Annotated in this window: 15 protein-coding genes; 6 read left to right on the top strand and 9 right to left on the bottom strand. The window is 43.5% G+C overall.

The window, feature by feature from the left end; genetic code table 11:
* Window positions 1–194 precede the first annotated feature (194 nt).
* The 6 genes from QUB20_RS05600 to QUB20_RS05575 all read right to left on the bottom strand — a co-directional run bounded on the left by QUB20_RS05600 (window position 195) and on the right by QUB20_RS05575 (window position 7,944).
* Window positions 195–1,274, bottom strand: a complete 1,080-nt coding sequence (locus tag QUB20_RS05600; RefSeq protein WP_333245088.1) for a hypothetical protein — start codon at window positions 1,272–1,274, stop codon at window positions 195–197.
* A 7-nt stretch (window positions 1,275–1,281) separates the two neighbouring features.
* Window positions 1,282–2,457: a hypothetical protein gene (locus QUB20_RS05595; protein ID WP_333245091.1), complete on the bottom strand. Its 1,176-nt coding sequence runs from the start codon at window positions 2,455–2,457 to the stop codon at window positions 1,282–1,284.
* 756 nt (window positions 2,458–3,213) lie between these two features.
* Window positions 3,214–5,622 (bottom strand): EF-hand domain-containing protein, encoded by a 2,409-nt coding sequence (locus QUB20_RS05590; protein ID WP_333291225.1) that lies wholly within the window; start codon window positions 5,620–5,622, stop codon window positions 3,214–3,216.
* A 153-nt stretch (window positions 5,623–5,775) separates the two neighbouring features.
* Window positions 5,776–6,084: a hypothetical protein gene (locus QUB20_RS05585; RefSeq protein ID WP_333245098.1), complete on the bottom strand. Its 309-nt coding sequence runs from the start codon at window positions 6,082–6,084 to the stop codon at window positions 5,776–5,778.
* Window positions 6,085–6,230: 146 nt separating this feature from the next.
* On the bottom strand, window positions 6,231–6,554 hold the full coding sequence (locus QUB20_RS05580; protein WP_333245101.1) for a hypothetical protein: 324 nt from the start codon (window positions 6,552–6,554) through the stop codon (window positions 6,231–6,233).
* 145 nt (window positions 6,555–6,699) lie between these two features.
* On the bottom strand, window positions 6,700–7,944 hold the full coding sequence (locus QUB20_RS05575; protein ID WP_333245104.1) for an HhoA/HhoB/HtrA family serine endopeptidase: 1,245 nt from the start codon (window positions 7,942–7,944) through the stop codon (window positions 6,700–6,702).
* Between the two features lie 284 nt (window positions 7,945–8,228).
* Here QUB20_RS05575 and QUB20_RS05570 point away from each other — a divergent pair, with 284 nt between their 5' ends.
* Window positions 8,229–8,585 carry a metal-sensitive transcriptional regulator gene (locus QUB20_RS05570; RefSeq protein ID WP_333056814.1) on the top strand — a complete coding sequence of 119 codons (357 nt, stop codon included), beginning with the start codon at window positions 8,229–8,231 and terminating at the stop codon, window positions 8,583–8,585.
* Window positions 8,586–8,882: 297 nt separating this feature from the next.
* Here QUB20_RS05570 and QUB20_RS05565 read toward each other — a convergent pair whose 3' ends face one another.
* A complete protein-coding gene (locus QUB20_RS05565; RefSeq protein WP_333056815.1) occupies window positions 8,883–9,320 on the bottom strand; it encodes a helix-turn-helix domain-containing protein in 438 nt (145 codons plus the stop codon).
* A gap of 434 nt (window positions 9,321–9,754) precedes the next feature.
* Between QUB20_RS05565 and QUB20_RS05560 the strand changes: the two genes are divergently transcribed.
* The 5 genes from QUB20_RS05560 to QUB20_RS05540 all read left to right on the top strand — a co-directional run bounded on the left by QUB20_RS05560 (window position 9,755) and on the right by QUB20_RS05540 (window position 14,050).
* Complete coding sequence (locus tag QUB20_RS05560) at window positions 9,755–9,877, top strand: hypothetical protein (RefSeq protein ID WP_333056816.1); 123 nt, start codon at window positions 9,755–9,757, stop codon at window positions 9,875–9,877.
* A 400-nt stretch (window positions 9,878–10,277) separates the two neighbouring features.
* A complete protein-coding gene (locus QUB20_RS05555; RefSeq protein WP_333056817.1) occupies window positions 10,278–10,922 on the top strand; it encodes a pentapeptide repeat-containing protein in 645 nt (214 codons plus the stop codon).
* A gap of 412 nt (window positions 10,923–11,334) precedes the next feature.
* Window positions 11,335–12,111 carry a pentapeptide repeat-containing protein gene (locus QUB20_RS05550; protein WP_333056818.1) on the top strand — a complete coding sequence of 259 codons (777 nt, stop codon included), beginning with the start codon at window positions 11,335–11,337 and terminating at the stop codon, window positions 12,109–12,111.
* 181 nt (window positions 12,112–12,292) lie between these two features.
* Window positions 12,293–13,441: an AAA family ATPase gene (locus QUB20_RS05545; protein WP_333245107.1), complete on the top strand. Its 1,149-nt coding sequence runs from the start codon at window positions 12,293–12,295 to the stop codon at window positions 13,439–13,441.
* A 90-nt stretch (window positions 13,442–13,531) separates the two neighbouring features.
* The gene (locus QUB20_RS05540) at window positions 13,532–14,050 is read left to right on the top strand and encodes a DUF4276 family protein (RefSeq protein WP_333245110.1); all 519 of its coding nucleotides are present in this window, start codon (window positions 13,532–13,534) and stop codon (window positions 14,048–14,050) included.
* An 82-nt stretch (window positions 14,051–14,132) separates the two neighbouring features.
* Here QUB20_RS05540 and QUB20_RS05535 read toward each other — a convergent pair whose 3' ends face one another.
* Together QUB20_RS05535 and QUB20_RS05530 are read right to left on the bottom strand one after the other, a co-directional pair.
* The gene (locus QUB20_RS05535; RefSeq protein WP_333245112.1) at window positions 14,133–17,138 is read right to left on the bottom strand and encodes a GAF domain-containing protein; all 3,006 of its coding nucleotides are present in this window, start codon (window positions 17,136–17,138) and stop codon (window positions 14,133–14,135) included.
* A gap of 370 nt (window positions 17,139–17,508) precedes the next feature.
* Window positions 17,509–17,961, bottom strand: coding sequence for an NADAR family protein (locus QUB20_RS05530; protein ID WP_333056541.1), 453 nt, complete (start codon window positions 17,959–17,961; stop codon window positions 17,509–17,511).
* Window positions 17,962–18,033 lie beyond the last annotated feature (72 nt).

The following is an 18,033-nucleotide window of genomic DNA, read 5'->3' as shown; positions in this document are numbered from 1 at the left end:
TCGAGTGACGCAGGATTTCTGGATGGTTGAAAAATTTTCCTACATTCGTCCTTTGGTATCGGTATAAGCGGCATCTAAAACGGGAATTTTGAGTTTTTGTTCGGTGGCAATTGTGGCCGTCATGAGTTAAATATTCCTAATATTTCAAGTGTGAGAGTAGGAATTGTTGAAGAGGTAGGTAAGGTATGGCGGGACTATCTAAGCGTTAATTGTTCGTCATATTGCTTATACCAATATTCAACGATATATAAAGATGCTCTTATTAGCATATCCCAATTATTATCCTCGATATTATTAATAGACGGAGTTGCTGGTCTAAAATGAACTATAGAATTCCGAATTTTATAAACAAAATCTCCACAATTACCTTCTTCTGTACCATCAAGCAATTTTTTAATTTCTCGCAATAACTTACGAGCTTCTTCCGGGGAATCGTCAATTAGTTTATTAACCGCGTCTGTTTCTTTAGGTTTCCAAATCAGGCAATCTTCAACCTCAGCCGAAAACTTTAAGAGCGAATCTGCGATGTTCAATTTCTTGTATAAAATTTCTAAATATAATAGGGGAAACAGCCTTTCTATACATCTATAAATATCGAGAAAGGAATATTTCCAAGAAACAGAAACTAAACTAAATAATAAATTTGCATAAGGTATGTTTTTTGAGCCTTCAAAAAAAATATTTTCAAATTTATCAAATGTTTGACTAGAAAATTTTAAGGCAATGAGTTGGCTATTTTTTAAAGCATAGAAGCCTGATATCCTTATTAAATCTATATCATTTTTTTCGATAAAAGGAGAATCTTCGGGAATTCGATAGACAGAAAATGGTTCAAAAAAGTTGCTTATTAAAGAAAAATTTTCATATTTAATTATTGAGTTTATAGGGTCATTATATAAAATTTTATCGGCAATATCATAAGGTTTTGCTTCATGGCTAAGAGGAATTTTAAGTTCAAATAGTAATGCTGTAACTATTCCCGCATTCAGTTCTACAAATTCAATTACTTCATCACTATCAATAGTTTGTTTACTCGGCCAACCGACGGCAACAAAGTATTTCTGGCTATTAAATTCAAATGAAGCTGTTTGGAAATTGGGTAAAATTAACTGCTTGTTTATAATTTTGAGTTCTTGCAACCATTTTTTATCTTTAGTATTTGTCTTAATACATCGTTTATTATTAGAAACAGGCACAGCAACTTCACTTGTTTGGACAAATTCAGCTAATAGCTCAAATATATATTTGTTAGCGTCTATCATGTTTCTAGACATAAGCTTTTCAGTAAGCTCTCCAACACGGAGTCATATTGTCAACTTTAAAGTTATCCTCGATTAAGATTTTAAAAGCTTCCAGAAAGAATTCTCTTTCATTAGACTTAGCTGGTTTTTTACCAATCAATTCATTTAAAGTTGGAAAATCTAGAAAATCTTTTATTTCGTTACTCTTTAGACTAGATATACGTTCTAACATTTTATCGGCATCATTTTTAATTTTATTCCATTTTTCATTCTGTCTTTCTGGGCTATAATTCGAGCCAGCTCTACCCAGTACAGACAAACCTATTGCTGTTACAAAACCTACACAAGCTGGTTGACTTTTTCTGAATAAATTACCGTCTTTAAAATATTCTTCTGAATTTTCATCTTTATATCTGGCTATAGCTTGATCAAATTTACCCATATAATTTATTACTTCATAAAATATATTTATAAAATTTTCATTGGCTGCTGATTCTATAAAGTCTTGTCGCATAAATTCATCTGCTAACCTCTCCTGTAAGTCAATTTTTTCTTTTCTTGCCCCAAAAACCAAAAATAATTCTATAATGTTATCAGCCTGAAATTGTCCAGGTGATGAACTTCGCCTCTCGTCATTTATTTCCAAAATCTCGACGCAAGTAGATTTTTGTTTTAATTCTTTAATAATTGATCTAAAAACTATTTCAATCTGTCTCCTTATATTCCAAGGAACTTGGCCAGTATTTAAAACTAACATCCGGTAGGTAAGACTATTTACTTGAGAGGCAATCCAATATTCTATACGAATTTTGTTGTTACTAATATCTGTCTTCTTTCGTGCTTCATGTAGAGCTGTAGTTCTTTGCATTCCGTCGATAATAGAGATGCTATCACTATCAATTCCTTCCATCAAGGCTAAAAAGGAATCTCTGTTTTTTAATGTCTCCAGTTGGTCAAAAGTATCTTTCGGCACGATTACTCCTAAGACTATTGGTGGAATTAGTGCGCCTGCTTCTATATCTTGAACCATTCTATCCCTAATCCGAATAGCGGTTGTTGTTTTTAATGTATCTCTTTGTCCTTCTAAGCCTCCTCTATTTTTAAATGTCCTACTTACCATGTTGAGATAATCTTCAACCCTTAGCTGTACCATAAAAGAGTAGCACTTTACCTTTTTATCTTCTAAAATATCGATATCTATTGTATCTATTGTCATAAGCCTTTCTTTTTTTATTTCAATAGTTTTTATAGATTAGCCCCCGACAGCCTTAGATTTAATGCTATCTAACATTAGAGTAAAGCTTTTAGGCAGCCTGCTCCTGCAAATATAATTTTACCCCATAATCTACCAGAATTCGGCAGAGGCAAAAATGCTTAAGGGATGTAGCCCTTGTCCTGCCGTTTGGATTGCTTTTTGTATGATGGCGCTGACTGTATTCCCTGGCTGTGATGGAAAATTTTCCATTGGGGCATCAATTAGAGTGGGGCAAATGACCGATGGTAGACTCAAACTTTAGATTTCAAACCCCCCACACCGACTGTTGGGTAATATAACCGATCGCGCCGTCCCACTCTCCAAATCAAAAATTGATTCTTTCGCTCTGCACCTTCAGCACTGCCATCTCAACACAAGATAGGTTGTTTGTCAACTATTCTGGTAAAGGGGGAGCAAAAGAGGAGGTTTCAGCGATCGCACTACTCGATCAATTCATGGAAAAAGTTAGTCTTCAGATTTGATATTACTCCCAGTATTTTGCCCAATCATCCTGAAAAGCTTGCTGCAATCTCTGCATATACGCATCAGTCTTAATCTTCACCATCGATCGTCCTTTTTGTGATTTCCCGCAAACGAGTTAGCACCAAAAAACTCTGTAAACACAGTAATTTCAGCCCAGTGATACAACTCATTCTCACGAAATTTTGAAGGGGTAAAAAGTTAAGCTTTTAAACTTAACTTTTTACTGACTGATATTTAAGCAACCTCTACGAACACACCGCTGCGAGCAAACTCCTCTTCTTCAGGACTAAAGACGGGAGCTTGATCCACAAGGTCAGGGTCAAAGTAATATGTCTCTTGTAAGAATTGTCCGGTGACGATCGCCTCCTCCAACTCCTTGATATAATCTTGGGCAACTAAGCAAGCCTCCTTGATGCCTTCCTCATCCCGCTTATCCAACAGCTTTTGCAAAGTTGCTCTCACCCCTGTCAGTCGTGCCGCGGGCTTGAGCATACCGTAGAGGCGGTACATCCGATCGGTGGCAATGCTAATGTGTTTGAGGGCCTTGGCTCGTGCTAGCTCAGAGTCAATGCTGGGCCAATAACGAGTGGTATAGAATGCTTTCTCATCCTTGTGATACCACTCCTCCGATCGCGCAATTGATGAGGAGACAGTATTGTGCAGCTTCCAGAAGAATAAGCGCAGGGAAGCGCCATCTACTACGGTGGAAAGCTTTGCCTCCATTGATACCTCAAAGTTATTCAGACGCGGATCGCGCCCAAGCACGAGGTACTCCACAGGGTACATTTCCACCTCTTTATTCTGCACGACGTAGGCGTTGAGGTGGTGGCGGCAGTAGGGGCAGGGATACATAGTGGCAAACAGCTTGAAGAAGTCCTTGAAGATTGCCACCAGAGTTTTTTGCTGTTGGGGGGTCTTGGTAAAGACGATTTCAGCCGTAGTGTGGAAGAAACGCCACACCGCAGGGCCAATATAGTAAGGGAAGCTGACGCGCATTTGTGAATTCTTTATTTCACTGCGATCGATATACACATCGATGAACGATACATATTGCGAGAGTTCGCCAGACTCGCGCCCAAACTCCAAGCGTTCGCGCCGTTTCTGTACCCCGTTCAGGTAGTTGTGCGTCAAGCGCCATGCCTGTTTGAGCATTAGCTTTTGTTTTGGAGCGCATTTGGGAAAGCTTTCTACAACATCCGCCCCATAGCGCCCAAATTCCCCTGACGTTTTAGTGGCTTCGTACCACTGGTTTAAAGCTGCTTCGTCAGGCACCGTGTTGAAGGGGATTTCTGCTGCTGTGCTGACGCTGAAGGCTGCCAACAGCTTCGGCATAAAGTCTTCATACCAATAGGCGACTGGCATCATCGCACCATCGATTTCCTCTGAGGCATCCGAGAGGATGACGCGGTTCCACTTCTTCAGGTAGTCTTTGGGATCTCCCTCAGATTTGGCTGGTGGCGGTGCCATTTCCTCACTCAGTTCCATTTTTCTCAATCGGTTGAGTTCGTTGATGGCAAGCACACCCTCGGCGATGTCACGCAAGTTAAGACTCTTCTTCTTGATGGTGATGGCAAACTCGACTCCCGCGGCAAACTTTTCCTTGGCAGTTGCAGACTTACCCCGCGCCTCCAACATGGCTTTTTGTTCAGCCAACATTTCTGGAGTTTTTTCTATAGTCTTCCAGTTTTTGATGCGATCTTGCAGTCGGGCATATTCATCTTCGATCGATTTAACTACTGCATCCAGTACAGGGTTGCACGCCGACTCTACTACACCCAATCCTTTATAAAGCCCGATCGCACATCTGACAAATTGCACAAAATCAGCGATTCTGTAGGGCAAGTTTCTCACGCGCAGGTGAGTCTCGTGGTTTGCGGAAAAACTCTCGCGGAAGCTGCGGTAGGCTGCTCCCTGGATCAGACGAAACAAACCAATCTGCATCTGCAAGCGAGACGTACCGCGCTTGTTCTCAGCTTGTGGGTGTTGGGCGAGTAGTTCCTTTAGGCGCGCTATTTCTGGATTGCTATCGGTGGGTGCTTCTTCTAGATTAGGTTCAATAGTGGCAGAAGCTGCCTCATCGATCGCAGTTGCTGTACTTGCGATCGCAGCCGCTGTACTGTCTGAAATCTCCGTTGTCTGTGTGCTGACAACCGGAACGGGTGAGTCTTGATATCCTGTTGTGATCTCTGACTCATCGGGTACCAGTTTGCAGAATTCCTTAAAGTCAATTGAGGCATCGCCGTCATGATCTACCTCTTTAATGATCTCATCGAGCTCTTGCTCTGTCAGCCCAAACTGGCTCATCACACCCTGCAGCTCGTTTTTAGTGATTTGACCGCTGCCATCCTCATCAAATACACTAAATGCCATTTTGAGACGACTCTGGCGATCGCCCTGCTGGGACACCATCAGCATTTTGAATTCCTCAAAATCGATACTGCCCGACAAGTCTACGTCCACTTCTTTGATCATGTCGCGCAGCTCGGTTTCGTTAGGACTCTGGCCGAGCGATCGCATCACTTGACCCAGTTCTTCTGATGAAATAGCACCGCTCCCGTCCGCGTCAAATACTTGGAACGCTTCCCATAACTTTGCCACATCTTCTTCAGTCATGGATTTTTTTTCAAGCTCCACAGATGTCATAACTAAATCCTCCCTGATTTTTTTATTGGCTGTCTATTGATTACGACCAATATACTTTAATTCCTGATGAGTTACGCAACGGTCTTGTCAAATCCAAGGGGGTTGCCGATATCTCCCACTTTGGCTTGTAACAGTTAATCTATCAGTTTGATATTACTCCCAGTAATTTTCCCAATCATCCTTAAAAGCTTCCTGCAATCTCTGCATATACGCATCAGTTTTAATCTTCACCATCCACAGATTATTAGCATTGCGGCCTCCCTTGCACACAACACATTCATCCACACCGTATTTTCCGTGGCGAATATCATCCATAAACTTGCCTGTCAGTTTGCCGCGATAAATCACTCGCGCAATATTTAATTTACCAAAATCCTGAATAAACCGATCGGGAACAACCATAGCGCGATCGGTTTCCACATCAAAAAGCACCAGTTGTTTGCGATCGTCCTTTTGGTGCATTCCCGCAAACGACTTAGCACCAAAAAACTCTGTAAGGAATGAGAATTAAATAACTTCCACTCTTGAAAGTGGGATGGGCGTCCCGCCCGTCCAAAAAGGACGGGCGTCCCGCCCATCCCACAATAACAATTAAAATTGTAAGTTATTTAATTCGCGATCCTAAACACCGTAATTTCAGCACAGTGATACTGTTCGTTCTCTCGAAATATAAACTCTAACGGACTAGCAAAATCTATCTTAAATATTTCCGGTGCTGCTTCTAAACCTGGATGTGCAGCGTTAAATTCTGCAATTCCCATCTCATCCAAATCAAATCTACTGCCGCGCGTACCAAAAGCATACCAACCAAGTTCAACTTCCCAAACCCAATGCAAATTAGTGCCATCGTACTTCTCAAAAGCTACACATTGTTCATGAGGGCAATTTTTACTATCGGGAATTTTGGGATAGGCAAGTTGAACTCGTGTCATATAGAGGAAGGAAGTTCGGCAACGGATTCTGTAACGGATGTAACGGATGTAACGGATGTAACGGATGTAACGGATGTCAGTCCGAGGGAAGTCGGAAGAAGGAAGAAGGAAAGGGTTTCTAACAGTTTCCCCTTCCCCTTATTCCCTAAAAATCCCTCAATTGAGCAGTTTGAACCGCAAGTTCTTTAATCAGGGCACCGCGGCGCACCTTCAGTTTTAGAATTTGACCGATTTGACTGTTTTCCACCAAATTTTGCAACTGTTCGGGTTCAGTCACTCCCTCGCCGTCAATTTGAACGATGACATCTCCCTTGCGAATCCCTGCTTCCTCAGCAGGCGTATTTGGCACAACTCGCATCACTAACACCCCTTTGACTTCGGGCACAATCAAAGGAGCATTGGGGTCAGAATTATTCTCTCTGGCCATTTCAGGATTCAAAGCAATCATCTGAATCCCTAAAAACGGATGGCTGACTTGTTCTCCCTTGGCTAACTGCGCGTAGATAGCCTTGGCTTTGTCGATCGGAATCGCAAACCCAATACCCATTGCATCAGCTCGAATCGCCGTGTTGATGCCAATCACTTCCCCTCTGCTGTTTAACAGCGGGCCACCGGAATTGCCGGGATTGATGGCTGCGTCGGTTTGAATGAAATCGAGCCGCTTGTCGGGAATGCCGACGGCTGCACTGGAGCGTTTGAGGGTGCTGATAATGCCCAAGGTGACGGTGTTGTCAAATCCCAGGGGGTTGCCCACGGCGATCGCCCAATCTCCTACTTTCACCGCGTCGGAATCTCCTAGGGTTGCCACGGGCAAGTTAACTTCCTTGGTATTAATTTTGACAACAGCCAAATCTGTTACTTCGTCAGTACCTTGCACTTCTCCTGGAAATGTCCTGCCGTCGTTTAAGGTGACAGTGACTCGATCGGCTTTGTCAACTACGTGAGCGTTGGTTAAAACAATCCCGCTTTTGTCAATGATGAAGCCGGAACCTTGACCACGTAAGCGTTCTTGTCTGGGGGTCATGCTGCGTAAATCTTCTCCCAAAAATCTACGGAAGAAGGGATCTTCCATTAAGGGGTCGATGTTGCGGCTGACAGTGCGCTCGGTATCAATGCGAACAACTGCCGGCCCGACTCGATCGACTGCCGCCGTGACAAAGCTGCCGGTATCCGCCGGGAGTTCAGGACTCCGCAGCGCTAACAGTTGCGGATTCGGGGGAGTGGCTGGGAAACTCTGGAAGTGTAAGTTGGGCGGATTTGTGAACGTCGCGGCGGTAGCGGGTGCAGGATTGATTGCTAACGCACTCAGGGCGATCGTCATTCCTAAAATTAGGGCGAACCAACGAGCACCGATTCGAGGTGCGGGGCGAAAAAACTTAAATAGTCGCATAGCGTCAATCTTTGTTAGTCTGGGTTAGTCTGGTAAAGGTGTGCGATCGTGCGGACTCAATAATCTGTCACTATGAAGATCCTAAATATATTTTGACAGTTACAATACATGAGTCACGAGCCCGCACCAACTCACCCTATTCTGAATTCTAACTTTAAAAAATTCCCTAGTAATACCAGTTTCAAAAAAAGAATGCAACTCTAGGCCCGTGGGCCCAACCATTACCAAATCACTCATTCCCAATCTAAAATCTAAAATCTAAAATCTAAAATGGTATAACCCCAATGATTCTATCTGATACTTCTACTGACAAATCCTTGCCCTCAAATTCCCACCACCACCATCACGACGATAAATCAGTCCACCCTCACCATCACGATGAAGAATCGAGGCGGCGGCTGGTAAATCGCTTGTCTCGGATTGAGGGACACGTCCGCGGCATTAAAACAATGGTGCAAGAAAACCGTCCCTGTCCCGAAGTTCTGGTGCAAGTTGCTGCGGTTCGAGGCGCGCTCGATCGCGTAGCGAGAATCATTCTTGACGAACACTTAACTGAGTGCATCGCCAGAGCCGCGAAAGAAGGCAATATCGATACGGAAATCGAAGAGTTGAAAGCCGCTTTGGATCGGTTTTTGCCTTAGCTGCTGCCAATTTTTACATCCATATAACAAAACCTGCAAGTTAGACAAAACTTGCAAGTTATTCTTTCTGGCTAATTTTTTAAGCATCTTTCACAAACGCGGGAAAAGCATCAAATTTTCTCCCCTTCACCCCCATTGCCACAACATATAATTTATATGCTTCGCAGTTTAGGAGAGCGAGTTTTGTTAAAAAAGAATTAGTCCGGTTTGTCGTGATGACGCAACTCCTCAAGATATTCAAAAGCTGACGGTTAACCATTAGATAATCGGCGCTTAATCCGACGTGGTATGAACTGTCTAGACTTTCGTCAGCTTGGCTTTTAGGTGATATCTGACTGTTGCATAAACTGCTTTATAGGAAGCCTCAATGCTGTATTCCTGCTGCAACCACTCTTGAATTTCTCCATAGCTTTTAAAGCCTTTCTGGGGGTCGCTGAGGCGCATTGCCAAACTAGCGCGGGCAAGAGGTGGAATGGCCGGCTTACGGCCACCGCTGTGCTTTGTTTCGAGGAGTCCTTCGAGTCCGTCAGATCGGTACTTTCTCAGCCACCGCTGCACTGTAATTCGATTTACCCCGATCGTCATTGCCAATTCTTTAACTGTCTTAACATGACAAATTTTGAACAGGTAAAGTGCTTGAATTTTTTGAAAGCCACTTGCTGTTTTTTGTTCAGTTAACAGGTTTTTTAGCTCTTCACTTGTCTCTGTGATGCTAAGTTTACATACTCCAGCCATATCAATTACCTCACGATTCGCGTTCTACAATACCTTTGTTTGACAAGGGAGCAAAAGCTGCTCCTATCCTAAATGCTGACCTTTTGTTTGCCCTGAAGCAATACAAAAGCGATCGTACTCATTCAACTTTTTCCTTCCTGGATGCACTCAGACGCTCAGAAACCTGATTATTTTAACCTGGAGCAAGGTTGCAACGATTTTTTTGGTAAAACACCCTGTTTCTGGGTCAGTTTTGTATTTGATGGACAAGCGTCATTGCTAATACTGATAGCCGTTAACCGATCGACTGTAACATTAGCGGCAATAGGTGACTCTTAAGGAATACCATTTATTCTTTTATTGTTAAACATCAATCATGGTTTTCCTGGTATTTATTGGTATTTTTTGCGAACGTATGGGCGATTTTCAGTCATTAGGTGCTAGCAAACAAGCGAATGTCTGTACACCAGCGATCGCATTTTTATACAGACATTCCCCTCGTCCCCGAAGTGCATTTTTGGCTTTCGCAGTGCGAAAAATCCTTAGATATCAGCACTCTCATCGGTCAGAGCGGGTAGGGCCGAGTGACGTTGCAACCTACTTTCACAGCAAGCGGGCTACTATCCGTGAAACTACTGGCTTTATCGCCAATTGAGTAAAACACGACGAGGGTGGCATTGTCAATTTCTCAGCATTACAGTATAAGTATCGGCTATTTTTGCCCGTCTGCTGTGATCGAAAGCGGAACCTCTATGTGATACTACTAACATTGTTTTGTGATTTAGGTCACACGAGCACTCAGTAAGCTCAACTAGCCACAAAAAGTTATGAGTTCGATCGGACTTTCCACCTAAAACCTTATAGATTCAGGGAAGTTTCACCCTAGGTGTGAATATTTCAGAATCTAAAATTGCAGAACATCCGGTGTAACCAGCTTGCTGACAGTATTCTTCATTTAAAAGGTGTAGAGAAGCCACAATGAACGTTGACGAACTGCTCAAGCTATATGCAATAGGAGAAAGAAATTTTAGTGGGGTCTACCTGCACGAGGTCTACCTCTACGAAGCAGAATTGATTGGAGCCAATCTGTATGAAGCCGACCTGATTGGAGCCAATCTCAGCAAAGCCAAACTCAACAGAGTCAACTTTGGCAAAGCCAATTTGTGCAAGATTAATTTGAGCAAAGCAGACTTAGGTGGAGCAGACCTCACAGAAGCACTTTTACTTGAAGCTAACCTGAATCGAGCTGAGTTGATGGGAGCAAATCTCAGTAAAGCAGACTTGAGCGGAGCTTCTCTGATCCAAGCAACTTTAATTGGAGCGAATATATCTCGGGCAACACTCAGCCGTGCAGACTTGCACGGAGTAAATTTTTACGGAGTAAACTTGCGTAGGGCGGTGCTCACAGAATGCGATTTAATTGGCGCAAACTTGAGTAAAGTAGACCTTAGCGGAGCCGACTTAATGGGGGCGAGTCTAATTAGGGCCGACTTGACTGAAGCGATTTTAAGTGCGTCCGACTTAAGCGGAGCAAACCTGTTGGGAGCAAACCTTACAAAAGTCAACCTGAGCGGAGTATATCTTAAGGGTACAACGATGCCCGACGGCACGATTCACGACTAATTTATTGGTTAATTTTTATGGTTGCCGAGAACAGCGGCTAAAGGGTAATGAGTAATTCATTACCCTAATTTATTGGCAGCGAAATCTTTATTTGACCGAAAGCATCCATGATACCCGCCACGTGATTCATCCGTCCAGAAATAAAAAACCTGTATCCGAGAAACTTGCCGAACGTATTTCTCTCGCGCAAGTCAATGCTTCAATTCTAAAATCTAAAATCTAAAATCTAAAATCTAAAATCGATTGACACTCAGGTAAGGCCGAGAACTTCAATCTAGGCTGCTGATGGCGCTCAGAACTCCTACATACGGCAAGTCAAAAGATTTGTTGGGTGAACTTGTGTTATGGTGATTTTCAATTGCTTCGATAAAAGCTATTTTAGATTTAATATTTTGGATTTGGGACGGTTAAAATGAAACTCAGAATCCTCGCTGCTGCAACGCTGCTGAGCGCGATCGCCCCGATCGCTCCTGCACCCGCCGAGAACATCCAACACACGCAACAATTACTAGCCACCCGACAGTGCCCCAACTGCGACCTCAGCAGTGCTGGCTTGGTTTTAGCCAATTTAACAGGAGCCAATCTCAAAGGTGCTGACTTGAGGTTGGCTAACCTCAGTCGAGCCAACCTCGCGGGGGCTGACCTCAGCGGTGCCAACCTCAGCGGCACTAGCCTGTTTGGCGTCAACCTGACAGGGGCAAACCTCAGCGGTGCGAACCTCAGCGGTGCTGACTTGAGAAGTGCCTATCTCAGCGACGCCAATTTGCTCAACGCCAATTTAACTAACGCACAACTGCTCGGAGTTAGAGGAATGCCAACCAATATTGGCACCGCTGAAGACTTCTATCGGTTGGGAGTGCTGGAAGCTCAAGCAGGAAACTACAGAAACGCCATTGATTATTACAATCAAGCCCTGAATCTGAAATCGGATTTAGCAGCAGTTTATTTTGCGCGCAGTATGTCTCGCGCTGACTTGGGAGAGTTCGCCGGTGCGGCTCAAGACGCTGCAATAGCAAACAAACTCTTTGCAGATCAAGGAAATCCCCAAGGTGAGGAGTTGTCAAAGCAGTTAGGCGAAGCCATTGTGGCACGCCAAAAGCCAACGGAACCCCGCACTTCCAGCCGCGGCGACTTTATGAGTCTTCTGGGGTCGATCGGTTCTGTGCTGATCAAGTTGGTTTTACCTTAAGAACTTGTGAACGACCTGCTCCAACGATTTTTCATTGCGCCAACCCAAGCGATGCAGAGCGTATCATAGAGCCATCTGGCTTTACTAAACTCCTAATGTCTGTAACGCAGGTATACTTAGCCTAGTCTGGATATATCTGTCTAGGCTAGTTTAACTATTGATAGTAATGATGGTTAGTAGTATGAATAGATTTGAAAATATATCAGTAAGGGGTTTTCGGCGTCTTCAAAATATTGAGCTTGAGATGAGAAATCTCATCGTCATGATTGGTGCAAACGGAGCAGGAAAAACTTCTTTTTTAGATGTCCTTTCAATACTAGCCGCTTCAGCAAGTGGAAATTTACAGAATTTATTACAACTTAAAGGCGGCTTGAATGAAATTTTGACAAGAGGTAAAGTACAAGAACTTGAAATTGAAATTTCACTGCAAGTGCCAAAGGAACAACCTTTGAAGTACAGCTTAACATTGTCACCTAAAGGTTTATCTTATGAAGTTAGAGACGAATCTTTAACACAGCAGAGAAATCCCAACAGAGCTGAACCATTCAAGTATATTGAATCACAAGGTTTGGATATTAAATATTCTCAAGAAGAAAGCAGAGGATTTGTTAGACCGAGTTGGGAGCATAATCCTCTTGAAACATCCCTTTCTCAAGTTCCTAAAATGTATCGCGAACCAGAGAACCTGAGAAAGAGCCTTGCTTCTTGCACATATTATGGAGCACTCGATGTTTCCGAGAAAAGTCCAATCCGTCTACCTCAAGCAATGCGCCCTGCAAAGTTGCCTGGAGCAAGCGGTGAAAACCTCGTTTCCTGTCTTTATGACCTTCGGGAAACCGATCGTGACCGTTTTGAAATGGTTGAAAATATCATTTCTGCTGCCTTTCCAGATTTCGAGCGATTAAACTTTCCTCCGGTTGCCGCAGGAACTATGTCTATGACTTGGACAGATAGAAATTTTTCTGAGCCTTTCTATGTCCATGAGCTATCAGAAGGAACGCTGCGTTTCCTCTGGTTGGTTGCGCTGCTGCAAAGTCAAACTTTAACAACTATTACGTTGTTAGATGAACCAGAAGTTAGCCTACACCCGGAACTCTTAAGACACTTAGTTTATCTAATGAGAGAAGCTTCAAAACACACTCAACTGATAGTTGCCACACACTCAGATAGACTCATCAGATTTCTCGATCCAAGCGAGGTTTTGGTCTGCGATTTGGAAGAAGGGGAGGCAAAAATGAGGTGGGGTGACACTTTTAACCTGAATAAATGGTTAGAAGATTATACTCTTGACCAGCTTTGGGAAATGAATGTGATGGGTGGCCGTCCATGAGAATTGCTATTTTGGTTGAAGGTGCTACTGAAGTGGCATTTAAAGAGAAGCTTCGTAAGTTTCTCCAAAGTCGTTTAGAGCAAGCAAAAAATGCCCAGACTCGACTTTAAACCCCAACATGGTGGAATTCCCAAGGAAAAGAAACTCAAGGTTATTGTTGAAAATTTCCTCGATAATGATGGCTATGATGCTGTAATTGCACTTACAGACGTTTATACGGGAAAGCCGGACTTTAAAGATGCCAATGATGCTAAAGAGAAAATGATGACATGGGTAGATAAAAACCCAAACTTCTATCCTCACACAGCATTACATGATTTTGAAGCATGGCTTCTTCCCTACTGGACCACTATCCAGAAGCTAGCGAAACACAACCTTTCTGCTCCTAGCGGTTCGCCTGAAACAGTGAATCATCAAAAGCCACCTTCCTATTGGATTAAGGAAATTTTTAGAACAGGAAAATGCAGAAAAGACTATGACAAAGTGATTGATGGAAAGGCTATTTTGGAAAAAAACGATTTGATGATTGCGATTCAAGCTTGTCCAGAGCTAAAAGCTTTTGTGAATCGAATTATCTCTCTCTGCGATGAAGAGAAAATAATTTCTTGACGTAAAACGCGATCGCTGTTAATTACCCGAATTCTCAAAGAAGCCGGGTATCTGGGTGTTCAGTTTTTTTAGGTTGTTCTACTTAATTCAGCGGAATCTCGATCCAGAATTCTGTACCATGACCGGGTACAGAAACACATTTAAGTACGCCTTGGTGTTTCTCAACTACAATTTGGTAACTGATAGAAAGTCCTAAACCCGTGCCCCGACCTACGGGTTTAGTAGTAAAAAACGGATTAAATATATGAGAGATTAACTCTTTGGGGATGCCGTGACCATTGTCGGCAATGCAAATTCCTACCGTTTTTTCATCGATTAATTCAGTGCGAATCCGAATGCAAGGGGATGGGAAATCAGGAATCAAACACTCGGTGGTGGCCTTTATATCTCCTGACTCGATAGGCAGTATTTGGGAGCTTAAATGCGTCGCGGCTGCATTTGCTGCTTTAAAGGGAAGATTCATAACTCCCTCTTTTTTTCTCAGTTCTAGGGCGTCGAGGGAATTACCGATCAGATTCATAAATACCTGATTGAGCGAGCTGGCATAGCATTCTACTAAGGGCAACTTGCCATATTCTTTAATGATTTCTACGGTGTTGTGCTCAGAATTGGCTTTGATCCGGTGCTGCAAAATCAACAGGGTACTGTCGATGCCCTCGTGAATGTCAACGGCTTTTTTCTCGGCTTGATCGCTCCTGGAAAAATTACGCAAAGATACCACTAACTGGCGGATGCGCTCAACTCCGACTGTCATGGAACCCAAAATTTTTGGCAAATCTTCGGCAAGAAATTCGATGTCGATTGCTTCGGAGCACTCGCTAATTTCTGGGTTGGGATTGGGGTAGTGCTGGCGATAGAGTTCCACCAAGCAGAGTAAATCTTTGGTGTATTCGCTGGCGTGGGACAGATTACCGTAGATAAAGTTAACGGGGTTATTGATTTCGTGGGCGACTCCGGCCAGGAGTTGTCCGAGACTGGACATCTTTTCGGTTTGAATCAGTTGGGCTTGGGTATTGTGCAATTCTGTGAGGGTTTTAGCTAGCTCTTCGGCTTTTAATCGATCGGCAGTTGCTGCATTGAGACTTTCTTGATAAAGTTCTGCTTGGTGAATGGCGATCGCAGCTTGAGCCGCTAAATGTTGCACCAATTCCTGTTCTGCAGTTTGCCAAACTCTCGGCCCCGAACACTCATGGGCAATCAGCAATCCCCACAATTGGGAATCTTTGCCTCTCATGGGCACAATTAAACTTCCTCTCACCTGCAACTCTTCCAAAAATTCGCGGTGACAGGGTGTTAAATCCTCAGTATAAATATCATTAATTGCTCGCACCCGTCCGGCTCGATAAAAGCAGTCTGAGCCTTCGGGAAAGCATCCTTGTGGAGATGTGATACCTAAAATGGATCGCCACTCGCCGCAAACAGCTTCGACAACTACCTCGCCCTGTTTGTCGGCCGCAAATTGGTAGATTACCGTGCGATCGGTATCCAACAAAACTCTGACTTCTCGCACAATAGTTTGCAGTATGATTTTTAAATCTAAGGTGCTGCGAATCTGGTCTCTAACTCGCGTCAATACTTTGGCAAAGTCCAAGGATTTTTGCAATTGGGCGGTGCGCTCTTGAACTTGGCGCTCCAAGTTGGCATTCAGAGTTTGCACTTCTTTATAAAGAACGTACTGCCCAATTGCCGAACAAAATTGGCTGCCTATAGCTAAAGCTTGCTCAATTTCTTCGTACTTCCACTCTGGCGACTGACCTTTTTTTATTTCTCGCCAAAGTTCAAATGATTGTCGGGGAAGGGTTTGTGCCGCGTTGGTGTCAAAGCGCCCCGCCCACATTTTTTCGGTATCAATTGCATTGCGAAAAATGGTCAAACAGCCAACTACTTGTTGTTTGTAGTGGAGGGGAATTACCAGCAAACCCCGAATTTTAGTAGCTTGGAAAGCGGGAACTAAAACTCTGAATAGAGGTTCTTTGTATAAGTCTGTAATTATCGAAACTGGGAATTGAGAATTAGTAAAAATTGGAAATTTGGGAAATTCTTCGGTATTTTTGAATCCTTTGGTTAGCCATTCCTGCCAGAGGGGATGAGCTTCGATCGCCTTAACTTTTTCCCAGTTGGGAAGTGTCGGTTGTTCTCCTGTGGTGAACAGTTCAAAGGTAGCATCACTGTGGGGCGGGGCAATTGGCAATCCTCCTTCAATCTTGGGAGGGGATAATTTTTCACCGTTGATTTTCGGCTGGTTGAGATAGAGTCTGCCACCGCTGCCACCCAAAGCGGTGACGGTGGCTTCTAAACCCTGTTGCAGTTGAATGTTGACGTGACCATACAACAGGGCTGCTATGCGGCTCACGGTAGCTTCGCGGGCCGCTTGAGAGCGGGTTTGCTGGAGGAGGAGGGCGTGGGCGATAGCGCTAGACAATTGATCTGATACGAGCTGAACTACTTCTAAATCTGCTGGTGAAATATTGAGGGGCGCACAGTGGTGAGACACTAAAAGTCCCCACAGTTCGATGTGAATTTTTTGATTATTTCCTGGCTCGTATCGAGTCAGACACGTCGCGGCCTGGCAGATATCTGTTTTGCTGTTTTCCGAGACGATCCGGCGGTGCACTATCGGCACGACTAAGGATGATTGCACTCCCATTGCGATCAGGTAAGCGGTGTGGCAAGGATCGAGCGATCTGTAGTGCATCTCCTCTTTTACTAAAGGTTGACCGGTGTCTGCTGCATCGAGGGGACTCAGGACGATCGTCCCTGAGTTAACATCTATTATTGTCCGCTGGCGCAAAGTGAGATACATCTCCCTGGCGCTGGCGGGAATGTCGTCTGCTGGAAAGTGCAGTCCTTTCAAGGAAGGGAGATGGTTGTTATTAAGTGACTCAGCAACAACTTCTCCACTGCCGTCGGCACTAAACCTGTAAATCATAATGCGATCTGTTTTCAAAAAAGACCGCACTTCTGCTACCGTACTGGTTAAAATATCTTCTAATTCTAGAGATTGGCGAATGCGTTCTGTTATCCGCCGTATCAAAACTTCTCTGTCTAGTTTATAATGTAATTCTTGCGTATTTTCTCTGAGTTGCATAAATCTCCTTTTGTACTTATACAATGATAATAAGAAGTTTTGATGTGCTGTTGGAGCGTTGAAACTCAAATGCCTCACCCTGAGTTTTTGACTCAACCGATCTGTACAATTAATCCGTCGCGCACTTGTGAGAGACGACTGTTTATCGCCTCCGGTGGGCTGGGGCAAGTCAAATCTGCGATCGCGCCAGTTTAACCCTTGCCTTCAACAGGCAGAGCGACTTAAGCAAATAATAATTATTATTTTAATGCTCTTATAAATTTCTCGCAATCTTACACTCTCACTAGGAGAATTCTTCATTGTTAGGATAACTTGACATTTGTTGTAGAACTTCATATAATGATAATTAACGAAAGAATTTGAGTTTCTATCAGCGCCCCTGGTGCTGACTAATTTCTTGGCGCACGCTCATCAGAATTTTACCCAAATGATTTTGACCGGTTCGGTCGCAGCCACACCCCCAGTAGTAATCCGTTGGCGAATCCTCTACAATTACTCGATCCCCTGTGGCAAGAAGAATCGCTTGAATGTCTGTATGAGTGAGAAACTTAGTTAAAACTGCTTCGCGCATAATGGGAATTTTCACGGCTTCCCAATCAGCTCGAATCCGGTGGTTGGGATCGCGGCCTAATTTAGCGGCTTCTTGAGGAGTTGCTACGGCTTGAATCGCCGCCACTAATCTTTGATCTGTGCTGACAAATTTTTGGGCTTGATAGTAATGTTCCACAGTCAACCAATATTGACCGTGCAGAGAAATGTCGTGTAGTGAAAAATTAGAAAAGCAGCCGTAAGGCTCCTCTACTTTATAAAAATAAATTATCATTTGATTTTAGATTTTAGATTTTAGATTTTAGATTTTACATTTTACAGGATTTACGCAAAATCCAATTATCTA

Origin of the sequence: Microcoleus sp. B4-C2, assembly GCF_036705265.1 — a bacterium.
In the GTDB taxonomy this organism is placed as follows: Bacteria; Cyanobacteriota; Cyanobacteriia; order Cyanobacteriales; family Microcoleaceae; genus Microcoleus.
The sequence above is the reverse complement of the archived record's forward strand: the minus strand, read 5'-3'. Positions and strand labels throughout refer to the sequence as shown.